General features: G+C 59.0%; 12 protein-coding genes and 1 pseudogene. 3 read left to right on the top strand and 10 right to left on the bottom strand.

Going from position 1 to position 16363, the window contains the following annotated elements; all coding sequences use genetic code 11:
• Window positions 1-958: 958 nt before the first annotated feature.
• The 7 genes from hmpA to ACZ5MJ_RS34300 all read right to left on the bottom strand — a co-directional run bounded on the left by hmpA (window position 959) and on the right by ACZ5MJ_RS34300 (window position 10165).
• Complete coding sequence (hmpA, locus tag ACZ5MJ_RS34330) at window positions 959-2176, bottom strand: NO-inducible flavohemoprotein (protein ID WP_464227516.1); 1218 nt, start codon at window positions 2174-2176, stop codon at window positions 959-961.
• Window positions 2177-2873: 697 nt separating this feature from the next.
• Window positions 2874-3446, bottom strand: coding sequence for a PIN domain-containing protein (locus ACZ5MJ_RS34325; protein ID WP_464227288.1), 573 nt, complete (start codon window positions 3444-3446; stop codon window positions 2874-2876).
• Between the two features lie 2 nt (window positions 3447-3448).
• Window positions 3449-3910 carry an excisionase family DNA-binding protein gene (locus tag ACZ5MJ_RS34320; protein ID WP_039014334.1) on the bottom strand — a complete coding sequence of 154 codons (462 nt, stop codon included), beginning with the start codon at window positions 3908-3910 and terminating at the stop codon, window positions 3449-3451.
• A gap of 682 nt (window positions 3911-4592) precedes the next feature.
• A complete protein-coding gene (locus tag ACZ5MJ_RS34315) occupies window positions 4593-5195 on the bottom strand; it encodes a plasmid pRiA4b ORF-3 family protein (RefSeq protein ID WP_464227515.1) in 603 nt (200 codons plus the stop codon).
• Window positions 5196-5486: 291 nt separating this feature from the next.
• Window positions 5487-6980 carry a TULIP family P47-like protein gene (locus tag ACZ5MJ_RS34310; RefSeq protein ID WP_464227287.1) on the bottom strand — a complete coding sequence of 498 codons (1494 nt, stop codon included), beginning with the start codon at window positions 6978-6980 and terminating at the stop codon, window positions 5487-5489.
• A 16-nt stretch (window positions 6981-6996) separates the two neighbouring features.
• Window positions 6997-8547: a TULIP family P47-like protein gene (locus tag ACZ5MJ_RS34305; protein ID WP_464227286.1), complete on the bottom strand. Its 1551-nt coding sequence runs from the start codon at window positions 8545-8547 to the stop codon at window positions 6997-6999.
• 64 nt (window positions 8548-8611) lie between these two features.
• The gene (locus ACZ5MJ_RS34300; protein ID WP_464227285.1) at window positions 8612-10165 is read right to left on the bottom strand and encodes a TULIP family P47-like protein; all 1554 of its coding nucleotides are present in this window, start codon (window positions 10163-10165) and stop codon (window positions 8612-8614) included.
• Between the two features lie 425 nt (window positions 10166-10590).
• On the opposite strand from ACZ5MJ_RS34300, the gene ACZ5MJ_RS34295 reads away from it, so the two are divergent.
• The 3 genes from ACZ5MJ_RS34295 (at window position 10591) to ACZ5MJ_RS34285 (ending at window position 12601) form a co-directional block, all read left to right on the top strand.
• Complete coding sequence (locus tag ACZ5MJ_RS34295; RefSeq protein WP_464227284.1) at window positions 10591-10932, top strand: hypothetical protein; 342 nt, start codon at window positions 10591-10593, stop codon at window positions 10930-10932.
• 434 nt (window positions 10933-11366) lie between these two features.
• Window positions 11367-11624, top strand: a complete 258-nt coding sequence (locus tag ACZ5MJ_RS34290) for a hypothetical protein (protein WP_464227283.1) — start codon at window positions 11367-11369, stop codon at window positions 11622-11624.
• Complete coding sequence (locus ACZ5MJ_RS34285) at window positions 11621-12601, top strand: phospholipase D-like domain-containing protein (protein ID WP_464227282.1); 981 nt, start codon at window positions 11621-11623, stop codon at window positions 12599-12601. The genes ACZ5MJ_RS34290 and ACZ5MJ_RS34285 overlap by 4 nt, the downstream gene beginning before the upstream one ends.
• A gap of 186 nt (window positions 12602-12787) precedes the next feature.
• On the opposite strand, the pseudogene ACZ5MJ_RS34280 reads toward ACZ5MJ_RS34285, so the two are convergent.
• From ACZ5MJ_RS34280 to ACZ5MJ_RS34270, 3 genes and pseudogenes are all read right to left on the bottom strand, one after another.
• Window positions 12788-12925 (bottom strand): annotated as a pseudogene (locus tag ACZ5MJ_RS34280) (response regulator); the annotation flags it as partial.
• Window positions 12926-13026: 101 nt separating this feature from the next.
• Window positions 13027-13935 carry a glycoside hydrolase family 25 protein gene (locus ACZ5MJ_RS34275; protein WP_464227281.1) on the bottom strand — a complete coding sequence of 303 codons (909 nt, stop codon included), beginning with the start codon at window positions 13933-13935 and terminating at the stop codon, window positions 13027-13029.
• A gap of 438 nt (window positions 13936-14373) precedes the next feature.
• On the bottom strand, window positions 14374-15621 hold the full coding sequence (locus ACZ5MJ_RS34270) for a hypothetical protein (RefSeq protein WP_464227280.1): 1248 nt from the start codon (window positions 15619-15621) through the stop codon (window positions 14374-14376).
• Between the last annotated feature and the right edge of the window lie 742 nt (window positions 15622-16363).

Here is a 16363-nt window from a genome sequence, read left to right as displayed (position 1 = left end):
GCCGCGCCGGGCATCGTAGGCTACGCGCTCGCCAGTCAAAGACATCGCCGTTTGTGACGTTGGCGGAGGTCGGCTCTCCGGCCCGTTACTGGCATGCCATCTCGACGGCGCCCGACGGGGCGATGGCTCTTAGCCGGCTTTCTTTCCCAGCGCCGCTGTTGGCGACGTGCGCATCGCGGTCGCCCTACCCCGTGTTTGGTGCAGTATTCCACCAAGCACGATGGCCATAAGACCCCAATAAACCACGATGACTGCTAGCCCCACGGGGTGTTGTTGCCCAAACATGTGGTTACGACCAGCCCTATACAGATGAGGATGAATGCCCCGAAAATCGAGCCGACGAAAGCCCCCAGTACGTGGCCTTGTCAATGCGATTTCTTGCGAGCAACAGCAGCGTCAAGGATGCGGGACCACGTCCAAACACCGAAGCCAAGCGGCCAAACCAGCACAGCCAGCACAGCCAGCACAAGTAATAATTCCGTCGTGTGTATTCCTATGGCTCGACACTGACACTAGTGAACCTGAATGGGAGTGCCCAATGCAGCCAGCTCGCGCAGCGCCGCAATCTCATCAACGGCAAAGTCGTCGACCTCTACGACTACCGTGCCGTCGCCGAGTGGTCGACACGATTGTACGACAGGGACCGAGTGGGGTTCGCTATCGGCGAGCAACATAGCGGTATGTGCAGGAGGCTAGTCGTTCAATGGCGACGAGCAGCTTCGCCGCGGAAATGTCGGCGGTCGGATTGAGAATGCACTTCTCTGGCCTCCCATTCTTGTATGGATGTCGTGCTGGAGATGCGGCTCACAGCATCTTGAAATCCTTGGACATCTGCACCTTCACGATATCACTGTTAGCTTTGCTGTCAGTCGCGTGATTGCCGTGTGGCGCAGATCGGGCCAGTGGGAAGCATTGCTGGCGGCCAGTTCGCCCCTAAACACTTCCCACCGGCTTCCTGCTATTCGGCAAACAGGTCCGGGCCGAACACCTCATAGTGGATGCGTGTCTCATGGATGCCCAAATCTCTCAGCGCGTCGTGCTGCATGCGCATGAACGGAATTGGTCCACAGATGTAGTAGTCGGCATCAGACAGCAGGATCGAATCTTTAATCTTCTTGACATCCACAAGCCCGGCGAAGTCGTAGTCCCGGCCTGCGACATCCTGCGGCAGCGGATCATCGTAGAACACCACCAGATCGAAATTGGCATTCGTCTTGGCGGCCTCGCGCAGCCGGTCGCGCATGGCGTGTACCCCGCTGTTTCGTGCGCCGTGAACGAAGACCACTTGCCGCTGCGGGTCCTGTATTGCCCGTTTCAGCATGCTGATCATCGGGGTCAATCCGACGCCGCCGCTGATCAGGACGATTGGCGTCTTGGCGTTCACGTCGATATGGAAGGTGCCATATGGCGCGGCCAGTTTGACCTCGTCACCGACGTTGACATGGTCGTGCAGCAGGTTGGAGACATAGCCCGCTGGCTGCGCGCCGCCGCCCTCGCGCTTCACTGAAATGCGATAGCTGCGCCCATTGGGCATATCCGACAGGCTGTACTGGCGAATCTGCTGCAAGCCGAGTGCTGGCACATCAACCGCGATGCTGATGAATTGGCCGGGTTCGAAGTTCACCACCGGCCCACCATCAGCGGGTTCAAGGATGAACGACGTGATCACGCTGCTCTCCGGCCGCTTTTCGCGAACAACAAAGGTACGCCACCCCTTCCAGCCACCGGGTTGTTCCGCAGAACGCTCGTACAACTCGCTCTCCATGCCCATCAGGACATCGGCCAAATTCCCGTAGGCTTGCGCCCATGCGGAAATGATGTCGTCGGTTGCGGCGTCGCCCAACACTTCTTTGATGGCGGCCAGCAGGTTTTCACCGACGATGGGATATTGCTCCGGTCGGACACCGAGACTCGCATGCTTGTTGGCAATGTTCTTCAGTACGGCCATCAGACTGCTTGGGTCCTCGATATTCTCCGCATACGCGTAGACCGCCCGTGCCAGCGCCTGCTGCTGTTGGCCCTGTTCCTGATGGGCCATGTTGAACACATTCTTCAGTTCGGGATGGGCTTCGAACATGCGCTTGTAGAAGCACTTGATGATGTCATAGCCGTGTTCGGCCAGAACCGGTGCCGTGGCCTTTACGATGTCCTTCGTCTTCTGGGTCAGCATAGTCAGTCTCCTAACGCGGGCGTGGGGGTCGCCAAAACGGGAAGGCTAGACGGTCGCGTATCTCGTCGCCTTGATTGGTGTCAAGTCTAGGTGAGACGTTCTTGACGGAGTAACGCGAAGCCGTGCCGCAAGGCTTGGACGATGGCACTCCCATTGGCGGACACCGACGGCGTCTACGCCGAATCACTTCATCGTCCTGCAATGACGATTTTCCCCAATACGGGACAGAAGCCGGTGCTCGTAGACTGGCCCCAAGTCGGAACGAGCGTACCCAAAGGCGGCCACCCATACCGGGCCGCAACCTCACTTTTACTTCGTTCCGACGCCCGACCCATCAACCCGCTTCGGCGGGTTCTTTGTTGTGCGTCGAATGCGACGCACTGTTACGCAACATAATGTATTGCTCTGGTTTGCATACCATCTGGATGGCACTGAGCAAGCGGCTGGACACGACCAATGGCAAGTTTGCAGATATCCGACATTCGGTCGACCGCCTCCTGATGGGCGGTAGCAGATTGCTTGCGTTCCAGGCGCTCGTCCAGGCGGGGACGCCTGATCGTGCGCGCCCGCGCGGCGCGCATTGCCTGCAGGGCGGCGCCTTCCCAACGTGGCAGCCTACGCGACTGTGCGACGAAGCAAGTCCCACCAGCGCTTGCATCGGGAAGTGGAGATGAGGACGGGCTGGCAAAACCGCCCGGGGGATTCAAATTGCCAGACTGTACTGCGTTAGGATCAACACCGTTTGCGTCAGGCCTTGTGCCGAAAGGGTAGTCAAATACTCCGAAGCAGATTTCGGTGGATTCTTCAGAGACGCACGGTGTTCCGCCACTGCCGCTAGGACCTTCCCTGCATTCAGATCGAAGAGGTCCACGACGAAATCGTCCGGATGGATCGCCTCGACATTGAACTCCTTGAGTGCGGCTTCCGGGAAGTCCTTCATATTAAACGTGATGATTGCCTCAGAGCCGCTATGAATTGCGGCCGCAACCACATGTCGATCGTCAGGGTCAGGCAGCTTAATGGACTCAATAAGGTGCTCGTACCCGCTAATTAGTGAATCGCGAACACTTCGGTTCATCAGTTCGCGCGTGCCTGCCAGGCGATCCGGGGAAAGCTCCGGCCGCCGCGCCAGGAGGTTGCGAATCCACTCGTCATGAATTTCATTCGTCCACTTGGCACGGTACAGATCTGTCAGCGCGAGGCGCATCAGCAGATCCCGCAGCGGCGCAGGATAGAGAACGCAGGCATCGTAGACTACAGCGAAGTTGGAAGTCATGCTCAATAGCCCATGTCCAGCTCTTGGGCCTGCGCCGCGAGTTCGTCTAGTGCCTTACGTCGCTCGTCATCAATGCGCTGCTTGTAGCTAACAACGTCCTGGTAGAGGACGCGCCGATGCGTGTTGACTTTGCGGAACGGAATTTCCCCCTTCTCTAGAAGCTGAACCAAGTACGGCCGAGAGACGTTAAGCAGGTCCGCCGCCTCTTGCGTCGTCAGTTCGGCGTGAATGGGAATAATAGAGACGGCGTTCCCTTGGCCGATTTCAGCGAGAACCTCGACGAGAAGCCTCAACGCGGAGGTGGGCAATGTGACGCTGTGCAACTCGCCTTTGTCAGTCTTGAAGTCGAACTGCTGCGTCTCGGAGCGGCTGTCCAAGGCTACCGCCAGGCTGCGGCTCGATTCACGGGCGATAGCACTTTCGTTTGCTGAGGGCAGCGTCGTGTTGGTGATGGTGGCGTGCATGAAGGACTCCAAGTGCTACGTGTTCGTGCATGATAATTCGAAATAATCGAATTCGCAATATTCGAAACGTCACGTCAGCGAAGGTGATTTACAGTCACCCGTGAGGTTCGAGTATGTGCCGTTTTGTGCGCATATTTTGCACCACTGACGAACGTTGCTGCAGCAGAGAAGGCCGGGCTGTGGCTCAGGGGGAACCGCGCGAGGCCGCGTCATCAGGGAGATAAGGCCCCGTTATCGTGCCCTATCGCAACATCCCATCGGCCCCGCGCGATGCAGCTGACCGTAGCTGGCTAGAGATGGCGGAAACGCAAAGGCGGTAGCCGGGCAGTTGAGCCATTTGCCCGCTTCTTGAATGGCGAGGTCGGCTGAACCTGAGCCCTTCGAAAAAGCGGGATCTACTGCTTCTATCGGAGAACTGGTCACTTCCCAGGCAGCTATCGGCATCCCGGCTCCTAGGCCACCAAACGTCTGTAGAGTCAGGAGACATTGGCGTGCAGTCTCCGCCGGCTCGCCTCGCCTTTCCTACGGATCTGGGCTCCATGGTCGATGCCGATCACACACTGCACATTCTCGTACCTCCGTTCGAGATCTGGACATGCCTGGTATCGACCTCGGCGACATCCCCTGTCTTGAGCGCATCGATCTCCGTGACGGTGGCGAGCGCTTTCCCCTTCGTCCTGCACTACGATTTGCGAGCTGATACGCATGGCCGCCCTTTTCCCATGAACATTCTGCGGCGACCAGTCCACGCCTGGAACTCTCGCAACCGATCATTGACGATCTGACGGTCAAAGCGACGATCCAGCCAAGTCAACCACCGGTCAACCTCCTCGCGTAAGTCTTCCAGTACGATTGGCCCCTCGCGCAGTAACTCGAGCCAATCGAGGAACTCATACTCACTGCGTTCGTCCCTGGCCTCCAGATACCTCTCGATCCCGCCCATGTCCTCTGGCGGGCAAGGCCCGAAACCCGCCACGCAACGCGGCAGCCGGCCAGGATGCCGGCGCAGCATACGCCGCTCCATCCGAATCTCGCGGCGCCACCACGCGTTGAAGTCATACACGTAGACGGAGCCTTCGTGTTCTCGGAGATGAAACTCGGTCAGCGGCAGTTCGTTTGCCACTGTGCAGGACTGCAGGACGCCCTCATGAGCTTCGCCGTAACGCCTGCCAAGAATGCTGAACGCGTGCAGATGTTCGTCGGCCCAGCCCATGATGACCTGGATGACATTGTGCAATTGCCCGAGCGTCAAATGCTCGGGAACGAGGACACGTCGCCAAACCAGTGGGCTCAGGCCGCGCAGAGTAATTCGAAGTTGAAGGACGGGGGGCGCCGGCCCGGGATCGGAAGCAATGCGCGCATTGTAGGTGCCTTATTGGACTCTCAGCGGCAGTCCATTCGTCAGCCCCCGCTTTGGCGCGGTCTTCCAACACTGCGACGCCGAAAGTTGCTCTCGGCTGGCCTTGCTCAACGTTGCACTGCAGTCAACCCAATGCAAACCAATCGCGCCGGCTATCGTCCTGTCCAACTCGATCTTGGCCTTTTGGGAGGGAATGCCCATTGTCGAATGTACGGACTAACTTCCGTCCAACCGTGTATGAAGGGCGTCGCCGCAACGCGTCGCAACTGCCATCGACACCGGCTGGGACACAGCTGCCGACAGCGTTCCGCCCAGTTGCAACGAATCATTCAGGCAGGCATTACCCAACTGGAAATCCTTTGAATCCGGCCACGTGATCGATCCGCTGCTGTCGAGCACAAGCGCGTCAATCGACGGTGCGTCATTGTTGCCGACCGACTCGATGATCGTCGTGGTGAGGGTCATGACGCCTGCCACTAGCCCGACGATCAGCGCCACCGCTCCGATCGCGGCGCCGCCTGACACGACGACGGCGACCGCTGCCAGCAGCAAGGCGACGATGCCGAGAATTTCTTCCGTGATCTCGATCCCGGGGCTGGCCTGGGTCCAGTGCGTCTTTACCGCCGGGCGGCTGTCGAAAAAACCAAGGGTCTGCGTGCCGTCCTGCTTGTTCACCAGCCGGATGCCGAGGAAGTTCTGCGTCTGGCAGTAGGCCTGTATCCCCGGCGAAACCTCCGTAACTGTGGTGACGCTCATCTGCAGCTCCTGCGCCTCGACGGTCAGCTGGAGATTGACGACCTGCGCGTGGTACGTAACGGGTGCATGGCCAGTGGAGGCAGGTGTCGTGACCTGGAAGCCAATGTTGCCGCTCGCATTGACGATGGCGTCCCCTGACGCCGACAGGGCAAAATCAGACGCAGCCGCGCCCTGGAACACCTGCGGCATGCAAGGCAGCAGCAGGTTCGCGAGTAGCCGCTCCTTGGAGACCAGGAAGCCCGCACGCTGCCTGGAAGGAATAACGACGCCCGATACCTGCTGTGCCAGGCCGGTATCCGCACGCCCTTGCGTCATGCAGAGTACGCTCAGCAAGCCGTCGCCTGGCGTGCCCATGTCGGCGTATGCGTAGCCGACATAGGTTGGCTGCATCCATTGGAAAGCGCCCTGGTCTGCCGTGCGATCCAGGTTGACGGTGGCAAAGACGTGGTCGAAATCCTGCAGGTTTTCATTCAGCCAGTCGCCCAGCATACCTTCCAGAGCCGCCTGGGCAAGAAAGCTAGGCGCCGTGGCCGCATAGGTGACGGACACCACCGATGCGGCAGGATAGTCTGGTCCGCTCGATTGCGCCTGGACCTTGAGCACCTTGTTAACGCCGCTTGGCGGTGCTTCGTCGTGATCGAGATAGGCCAGGCGCACGTCCACCAGCGCGGCGCCCGCGCAGGTCTGCGAAGCATTCCCGGGCCCGCGTACGACAGTGTCCTGGAACGGGATCGACAGGCGGATCAGGTCGCCCGACCCGCCTGTAACGATCTGCCATGGCCCGAAGCTGCCGCTGACGGAATAGCCGTCGGCTACGTCGGCCGACACGAAGGACGACGGCGACGATCCTGCCTTGATGATCGCGGCATTGGCGTCCGCAATATGGGTCGCGAACACGGTATCCCAGCCGTAGGTTTCGGCGGTGTCAGTCGGGGGCGCGGTGAATGCAGTCATGGCAGATTCCCCAGGGTCAGCTTGCAGCGTGCACCAGGCCGAACTGGAAGGCACCATTGAGCGTGGCCGACGACAAGGTGAACTCGCCGACCGCGTCCGGCCAGATCACGGACTTGCCGATGGCATTGCTGGTAAGATCCGTGATCTTCGGCATGGACTGGTAGTCGCCGTCCGCCACCGCGTTGATGATCATGGTGATGGCCGGCATCAGCGTCGTGCAGAAGGCTCCGATTGCGGCGACTTTCGCAACCGCGAAGCAGCGTGCCGCGATCTGCGAGACCTCCGCGGGCGTGCCACTGATCAGGCCACGGCACGCCGACACCGTGGCCTCTGCCGCGGTGGCGGCATCCTCGCCCGAGGCCTCCGCCGCGCCAAGGCTGGCCGCCGTCGCGCTCTCGACCGCCGCGCTCGCGGTGCGCCCTACCGCCCCGCCGACACCGCCAACTACTGCAAGCACGATCGAGGCCACGCCGAGCACGATCTGCGCGATCTCCAGCCCCTTGCTGACCTCCACGCTGCCGCTGCCGGTCTGTGTGGTGGCGGCCATCTGAAGGATGTCATGGGCGGCGTCCAGCGAGATCACCGAGCGGCCGCTGTAGTTCAAATGGACGGTGATGCCAGGCGAGTACTCGAACTGCATATCGAGAATCGCGATCTCCAGTTCTCCGGCATCGAGCTGGATCGTGAAGTTGCTTGCCGCCACCGTGGGCGTCACCACGTTGTTGTTCTCAAGCTTTACCTGCTTGAGTGTGAGCGGATTGATATTGCGGATGCGCGTGCCGGAGTTGTCGATGGCGAAGTTATTGGCAGGCGGCTGGTCGCTGATGTTGTTAAACATCGCTGGCACGGCGGCGAGCATCATGTGCGACAGGAATTTCTCCGGCGCGATCAGGAAGGCGGCATTCGCCCCGGACGGAATGGCATAGGGAGACACCTGCCAGACCAGTCCCGGGGGTTCCGGCGTCTCGTCGATCAGGCAGAGCACGGCAAAGACACTATTCTGCAGCGTCGGCGCCTGCGTCGGCTCCGCGACGGCATAGCCCTTGAATGACGGATTGAGCCACGACACCCCCTGCTTCGTGAACTGGCCGTCCAGGTCGACTGAGGCGAACACCGCGCTGAATGCGTTGAGATTCGCGTTCAGCCAGATGCCGAGCAATTCCTTCAGCGAGGCATCGGCAAGGAAGTTCGATTGCGCGGGCAGGCATGATTCCACCGCCACCGGCTGCGTGCTGTCGTTGACCAAGTTGACCACGCTAGAGTTGGACTGCGGGACATAGGTGGCCTGCAGGCGAATGGTCGCCGTGCATGGGGTAATCGGGTACTGCGTGTCACCGACCATGACATTGCCGCCGGTGATCGGCAGCGCCATCATCATGACGGGACCTGAGCCGCCAGTGGTCAGGCTCCACTTGCCAAATGTGCCACTGACCATGGCAGAGTGATCCGACGCGGCCTGGTCAAAGGATTGCGGCCCCTTGCCAGCCGCGGCGATCGCCTTGTTGACGTCTGCATAGGTGATGGCTGCCACCGTGTGCCAGCCATTGGTGTCGACCGTGTCCGTCATCTTCATTCTCCCAGTGAGTTGACAGAAATTGCGGTAGCGCAGCCGGGACGGCTACCAGACCGCTTCAAAGCGCACCGCGCATGTAAAACCCGGAGGCCAGTGTTGCCTCGCTGGCCGAGAAGCCACCGCCATTGGCCCAGCCAACCAGCGAAGGGGCGCCGCCGACCAGCGCGCTGGACGTGGTCTGCCCCCAGATGCCCTCACCCAACTCGCTGGAGATGGCTGCAACGCAGACCTGCAGGATGATCTCGGCAACGCCGCCGAATATGTCGAACAGATGGTCGTACCAGGGAATGCTGACGTCCTTGTGGAAGGTGGGCGTTCCCACGGTGGAAAACTGCAGCGATGTTTCGTCGACGCTGAGCGCAACAGCCAGCCCTGAGGTGGCGCTGAACGTCATACTGACGCCCATATGCATGTCGCACGAACCCTTGATTGCGATCTGGATTTGAGCGTCGACCACCGTCACGCTCAGCGAATCGATCTGCGGATGGTACGACTCGCCGGCACGGTCTACCTCGCGCAAGGGCAAAGCAGCTGTGTTCTGCAGCACGCCAGCGCTGTTGACAACGAGCGTGCCGCTGCAGCCCAGGCTTTGCAGCAGTGCCGGCCCCACGACATTCTGGAGAAACAGCGCCGGCGAAATGGCCAGCCCCGCGTTGCCATCGCCTTGCAGCACGGCGGGATCGACCGTCAGCGGCAGGCCCTCAGCGCTATGTCCGGCGTTCACGCTCAGGATTGCCAGCGCTGGCGGCATGCCCGCGGGCGCCAGGTAGCAATAACGGCTGGCAATGGGCTGTATCCATGGCACCGCCGCTGCGCGCGCAGGATTGATCGAGGCAAACATGAATGAGATGCGCCCGGCGTTCCTGACCAGCGCATTGGCGATGGCGTTGCCAAGCGCGGCTTCTTGCACGAGCGTCAGCTTGCCGTTGTCAAGCACGGCGTGCGGCGTCACCACGCCAGCGCCGGACGTGGTCGCTGGCCCCACCGCCGTGAAGTCGAACTGCAGCGAGAGTACGCCGCTACCCGCACCGGTCGGAAGGAGCTGCAGCGAGACCAGCAATTGCACGGACATACCGCTGAGATCGATGGGCGTCGTGCCGGCGGACATCGTCATGCTGCCCGATTCCAGCGCGATCTGCAGAAGTAGCAGTTCGCCCGAACCGCCAGGCACGACTTGCCAGGTGCCGAAGGTTCCGCTCGCCGAGAATCCGTCCTGGGCAAAGGAGAACTCCTGCAGCAGTTGCGCCGAACTTGCCGACATCGCGGCATTGATGACCGCCATGTCCCCCACGAAAACCGTATCCCATCCGCTCAGGTTCATTTGAGACCCCTCGTTTGCGCGGCCGCGGGCAAAGCGATGCCTGCCGTCGGCGGCAAAGCCGTCACGGATACTCCCCGCCAGTCGCTGAACGGCGCGCCATGCGCGCCATGAATGGCCTGACCTGCCTGGTGTGTTGCAGCAGTTGGCCCCCGCCCTCGTCATCGAAAAAGGCAGCGCGTCCCGGCCAATTTGCGTGAACAGAACCGCGCAGCAATGCCCCCAGCGGTCATTCGCACAGAATGTCCGCGTTCCTGTTTTTTCCTTCGTCAAAGGGAGGCGCGGTGTCGGCAATTCCGTCCCGGCACCATCACCATCCCGACCATGACCCGATGCGTGCCGGCCCGTACTTCAGCTACTGCCAGCCCCACCTGACGCCGTTGCGCGCTGCGGCTGCGTTGTCTGAGCCCACTTCGCGGCGCTGGTGCAGGTCAGCGTATGTTAGGCGCCGGCCTGATTCAAGAAAGCTCGCGCTGAAAGATTTGTACATCTCATTTCAGCGTGGCTCATGCTATCCGGGATGGCGCTAACCACGGATCGTGAAATGCCAAGATCCATGACCTGCCGCACCGCACGGCCCCGCCGATGGTGACCTCTCGCTGGCGACTAGGTTGGCGATGCCACAGACCGTCCCGTCAGACATACCCCGGCATAATGTCTAGACTTTGCGTGCTTCCTCATACTCACGGCTTTGGCTCGCTCCTCGCTCCCACAGCAGAATGACAAACACTATCGCGCCGCGCGGCCAGTACTGGGCCACCCCGAACGCGCCCTTTCCGCTGGACAGTCCGAACGGCCATGACGAAGTCTTCCCTGGGGTTCACTGCGTCAGCGACGGCAATTGGGTCATTTTCTATAAAGACGGCGAAGAAGTCTGCGCGCGCAATGCCATCTATGCCGCCGCGCATTTCGACCTTGTTGCCGTTTCGCGCTCGAGCGCGGGCGCGTCGACTACCGACTGGGGCACTGGCGGCGCCGACGGCCGTCCACCCTCCGCAGTTCAACATAACTTCCCAGCAACCAGCAGCAAAATTTCGGGGTACGGGCGTTATGTCAAATGAGCCGATTTGCTCGGAGGATATGAGGCCGGCGTCCGTCGGTTTGCATAAAACTGCTCCCGAAATTTGCAGAAATTTGTTCCTGGCCCCATGGGCCAGACCCAGGAGCGCCGCGGGAAGGAGGCCCGACCCGTGGCGGCCGCCCTTCCCGCCTCACCGGCGTGCCGCCGGCTTGGCACCGTGCTCGCGCGGGGGCGCACACGGCGCCCCTGACGGTGCGCGTCCGCGGCTTCGCAAGCCGCAGCGGGCCAGGCAGCGACTGACCGATCCGTTGGGAAAAGGAACAAAATTACTCAAAATGTCGACTGGAGGAACAATATTCTGCAAAATTCCTTGGCATAAAATTGTTCCCGGTGCCTCGGAAACGGCCGGCTGTCGGGCGACCAGCAGGAACAATATTACGCAACCCGACGAGTGCCGGCCGGAGGAACAATTTTTTGCAGCGTTTTTTGAAGAAAAATTGTTACCATCACCCTGGAATCGGCTTGCTGGCGGGCGACAAGCGGGAACAAATTTATGCAAACCGACGCTTCGTCTCAGCCTGCTTCCTCGAAGCGGCTGCTGATGCAGCCTTCGGCCTTGGACGGTCGTTTAATCCATCTCTGGTCTTATCATTCGCCCATGGGAATGCGAATGGCCGCGAAGGCCCATTTGCCGAATATCAGATATTTACGTTCTGGACAAAAATTACGTGAAAATTCTCTACGATTCAAGCGCCGTCCACACCGCGATCAAAAAGGTCTTGGCCAAAAGCGATAAGATGCAGGACCGAAGAGTGGCAATCGTTGCCTATGTTGGCGATGCAGCAGATGCATTCCTGCCACATCCCAAAGGGCTAGAAATCATCTGCTGCCTAAAACCGGGATCAACCAGCGCGCTAGCACTGGAACGCCTGATGAAGCGCGGAGCAGAGTTGTCCCACTCACCCGGTTTGCACATGAAGGTCTATTGGTCCAGTGTCAACGGTTGCGTCATTAGCTCCGCAAATGCATCCGGGTCCGCTCTCTCCAGAGGCGGCCTGAAGGAAGCCGGCGTACTCCTTGAGCCTGGGCAGGTTGACATCGAGCAGCTCATTAGGGGTATCGCGCCCAAGCCGGTGAAAAAGACCGAACTTCTCAAACTGCAGCGGGAGGCAGACGCTGCCGCCGCAAAGGGAGGGGTGCACTCCACGAATGGCAACGGTGAATTAGTTGAGTTCAGCGAATGGCGATCATCCATCGCTCCGAAGCCATGGAAACTGGGATGGTGGACCGAATGGTGCGCCGCGTCCGCAAAAGCCGATTCTGAAGCAAAGAGCAGATTCGGAGTCCGCTCCGCGCACGATTGCCTGAGTTTTCGAGGCAGGCAATACAAGCAAGGGGATTGGATTCTTTGTTTCCGATTGGGTGAAAAAAAATTGCAGCCTCACTGGCTCTACTCCGATTTCGTCGTTCAGATCGATGCGGATGACAAAGCCTATTCGGAAGACTATCCCCTTCAGGTCGTTCAAGTCCACAAGGAGAAACACTACCCGCCTCCCCCTTTCGACGTGCGCAGTTCTAGATTCAAGGCCGCGCTTACCGATACGGTTGAGGAATACGGCGAAGACAGGCTAGACGAACTTCGATCGTTGCTGCCCCCCAAGCGATTTCTCGACCTCCTAGCCAAGCATTGGATTAATCACTGGCAATAGCGAGATGCAGGCAAGATTCGGCGGTGGCTCACCTGCCCGGACATCCAACCTTTCCTTCGGCCAGCCAGTGGTCCTGGGGGCGAGTGCGCGACGCGTGCGCCGTATCTGAGGCATCACAGCGAGCGCCCCCCTCGATCGACTGATCGAGGGGGCTTTTTCTTGCGCTACTCACCGGACGGGATCAGGTCATAGGCGCACGCAAAAATTCTTCATATGCGATATGACCTTCATATGAGTCCGAGCGCCAAGACGGTGAAGAATGGCCGACACTTGTCCCTTGACCGTGTTTTCCGTTAAGCCGAGGCGTCGAGCGATGCCCCTGTTGAGGTGGTCGTACTTTTGGTGCGAAATCTGGCGCTGATTGTCGAGAAGACTTTTTAAATCCAGTACTTACCGATCCCCCCTAGATGTAGATCACGTTTTCGCTATTCGCTGGGGCGAGCGGGGAATAGTTTCTCAAGCAACGACTCGTCACCCAGCAGAACATTGAGATCGAGGTCGTAGCGCGTCCCGGGTACCGCGTATGGTCGATAGGGTTCACATAGAGAATCCTTGCCCAGTGCCCGGACTGTCTCCGGGCAGTTGAGTTCACTTGAGAATTGCCACAATGTGACGCGTTCCCAGATGTTTGTTGGAATCGCAGGCAGTGTTGTGCGCGGACTTGCGAGCCACAATGGCGTTTTCGCAAACACGGAATCGCCGGAGTAATTTGCTGATATCGCGTTTGCGACCGACAATGTCCCATACAGAGCAGGGTAGCGGCCGGTTTTTTCGTGGATGTATCGGATGAAACGCTCGGCATCGACCAGCGGCATGTTGTTGCCGTCGATCCCCTCTATATCGAGGGCGAGGAATGTGGCGCTTGTCTTCCTCACCTGGCCGAGAAAGAGGTTTGCCTGTGCAATCGGATCTCCACGCAGCCCAAGGTGGTAAGCGCCCAGTTTAAGTCCATGCGTTAATGCGATCTCCGCGGTCCTAATGAACGCATCGTCGACCTTCATCCCGATCGAAGCGCGATGAATGACTGCCCTGAGCCGTGGATCGCTCGTTGCCTTTTTCCAGATGATTGCTGGATCATTGCCCTCGTAAGGGTCCATGATGATGATGGCGTCGTCTTTCAGCCATGGCTTGGTAGCGCTCTCGACCGCGAAAACATTCAAGGATGCCGCTGCTGCGCTGGCGATGGAAAGTACGCAAACGCACTTTTTCCATCTGCCCAACATGTAGTTCATTGTTCGGCGGTTCATTTTCCCCTTCCTAGAGGCTAGGTAACGTTCCACAGACTGAAGCTCTCTATAACGTTCGAACCGCATCTTCTCAGCATCAATAACCATGATCGATCCTCCGAGAAAAGTTATCCGACGGTTTGTGGGACAACTAAATCTCTTATCCAAAAGACGGTGGCGTAGTGGCGGACAATTGGCAATAAAAGCGGAGCCGTGCCCGTTCCGAATCGGCCCCTATCATGCACCCAATAACCTTTCTAGCGACTAGCTACGCCTTGCAATCGCGTTGAGGAGACGCTGCCGGCTGAAGGCGACCCGGAGCGGGCCGTTGCACGGCATCAATACCGGACTATCAACCGGGTTGACGGAAAAAATGGCATACAAATGGATGGATCACTCGATTCTCGCCGCTCGATTTTTGCCGCACTAATACGGCCACAGCTCCTCACAACGCGAGCGCCGGTGCATTCAAATGCTCGCCCAGACTTCCGCGTCGAGCTTTTCAGCAGCGCGTTCGTACTGTAGCGAGGCCGCCCGCTAATTTTATTAGGGAGCCAAAGGAGCCGCGGAGAGCGCTTGAACGATGGTTCTACAGTCGCCAGTAGCTCCAAGCAGATCGTATTGAACAAGGCTGTCATACCACTGCTTCCAATCGCTATTCAGTTGGAAGATCTGAAGTTCTCCAAACCCGCTATTCGCGGATCGCGAAAACTCGGGAAGGGCCACCCAAATGACACCGGCATCGTCAAGCATCAGGAAAGATCCGGCCTTTGTCTGGGCGTCGAAGGCGGTGTCCGAATATGGATAGCTGAAACAGCCAACTGCTTTGAGAGCCTTAGCGGCAAGCCGAGACACCCAAGGTCTCGCCCCCGGTTGTGCCGGTTGATCTGGCCACGCTCCCGCTGCCTTGGGGGCGATGACCGTAAGGTCACCGTTCTTGGTCGCCTTTAGGAAATATGCTTCTTGATTCTCATTTGCCCTAAAGCCAGTCCGCATATTCTTCAACGGCTCAATGCTCTTCCGCAGCCACTGGTCATACAGCCCATCTTGACCGGGAACCGGCCGCCGCATCGTGTCCCCACCCGTCGGCGGAATTGGCGCAGAACCAGGTCCAAATATGGCCAGCCAAGTATTATTGACGCTCGCATTGACCCCTTGTGCACAGGCGGTGGCGAGAGGAGTTCCGTACCACGCAGTACCGCCCCTTGCCACATTGATAAAGCTTCGCAAGGCCAGACTTCTGTCGAGAAGGCTCAAGCCCTTCTTGTCTAGGATCTCCAAAGCCTTGGCGCAATGAGTCCTAAAATCTTGTGCGTTTGCTGCCGATGCAAAAAGGGGAAGCAGGCTCGGCTCTTTTGGATTATTCCCACTTAACCACTGAAAAACGCTCGGAACCCCGTCTTCAGATGGATAAGCCAAAATCTCGGAATCTTGTATGTCGGCGCCGATTGGCGTTCCGTCTGTCTTGTAGGTTAATGGAAACAGGGAGCGAGTGTAAAAGAAAGACAATTTCACTCGGAAGACCGGGTCCTCCTTCGATTGGCGCTTTTCCTTTTGAATGAGCGGAATAGCATCCGCCTCACTACTCCCCTTATTCGTGCTCCAGCCGTACTCGCCCAAGTGAACGGGAAAGACGACTTCGGTGACCGGTTGCCCGGTCTCTCGAATGGTGAAGGTGTGGGACGCTTGCGCCGGAACCTTACCTTGCATCTTTTCCTTCATATACCTTTCCGCCTTACCAATAGCTGGCTCGGCGAGGAGTTTGGAGGCTCCAGCAATGCTGGCGGCAGCCACGGGACTCGCAAATAAAGAGGCGAGAGTAAGTCCCGCTTGGGCGGACGAAACGAGGTTCAACTCAGCATCGGACGTAGTTCGAGCCTTTACCTCAACCGAGATGGAATTGGTCGCAGCGGGGTCAAGCCGTTTGAGGCGGGCCGTGGGAACGATAGTAATAGGAGGTGCGTTCAACTCAATACAGCCGCCCGGATTATCCCTACCGTCCACCAGAGCGATGGGGACCTCCTTATCAGCGAGCGGCGAGGAAAGCCCAGACAACTTCATAGATACTGCAAGCTGGATTTTCTCTTGGCCAATCGTCGAGGCCCAGCCTGAGTACCCGACGGGTAGGCAGGGCGCGTCCAAATCGATGCTTGCCACGACCCGCACATAGCCATCGTCGTCACTGCCAGTGCGGAGCCAATCTAGCGCAGCTGTTGCATCACGCTTTACTCCGTCGGGTCGCACCGGAACGAAGACGTGCGTCGACGCGAAGGCGTTTGCTCCCAGTATCAAGCCAACCAGTAACCCACATGACTTCGCCAAGCGCATCCGCATAGCCTCTCCCCATCTGGTCAGCTGTGTGACGCGCACGATGATAAGGATTGCGTCTAGTCATATCCACCCCCCTAATGTTTGGTACGCGTTGCGGTTGCGCCGAGTGCCGGCGTGCTTGATTGACGGATCGACAAGCCTGCCAGATCCGCTTCGCCATAGCGCTGGTCGAGCAGGCGGCTGCGGGCAGCCTGGAGCTGGCGGC

The organism is Cupriavidus sp. LA-1, from assembly GCF_055385985.1.
The sequence above is the reverse complement of the archived record's forward strand: the minus strand, read 5'-3'. Positions and strand labels throughout refer to the sequence as shown.

What these genes read in the sequence shown, in the direction of transcription:
- ACZ5MJ_RS34295 (WP_464227284.1), top strand. Translation starts at nt 10,591, where the DNA reads ATGACAAACACTATCGCGCCGCGCGGCCAGTACTGGGCCACCCCGAAC.
- ACZ5MJ_RS34310 (WP_464227287.1), bottom strand. Translation starts at nt 6,980, where the DNA reads ATGACTGCATTCACCGCGCCCCCGACTGACACCGCCGAAACCTACGGC.
- ACZ5MJ_RS34325 (WP_464227288.1), bottom strand. Translation starts at nt 3,446, where the DNA reads ATGACTTCCAACTTCGCTGTAGTCTACGATGCCTGCGTTCTCTATCCT.
- ACZ5MJ_RS34320 (WP_039014334.1), bottom strand. Translation starts at nt 3,910, where the DNA reads ATGCACGCCACCATCACCAACACGACGCTGCCCTCAGCAAACGAAAGT.
- ACZ5MJ_RS34275 (WP_464227281.1), bottom strand. Translation starts at nt 13,935, where the DNA reads ATGGTTATTGATGCTGAGAAGATGCGGTTCGAACGTTATAGAGAGCTT.
- ACZ5MJ_RS34305 (WP_464227286.1), bottom strand. Translation starts at nt 8,547, where the DNA reads ATGACGGACACGGTCGACACCAATGGCTGGCACACGGTGGCAGCCATC.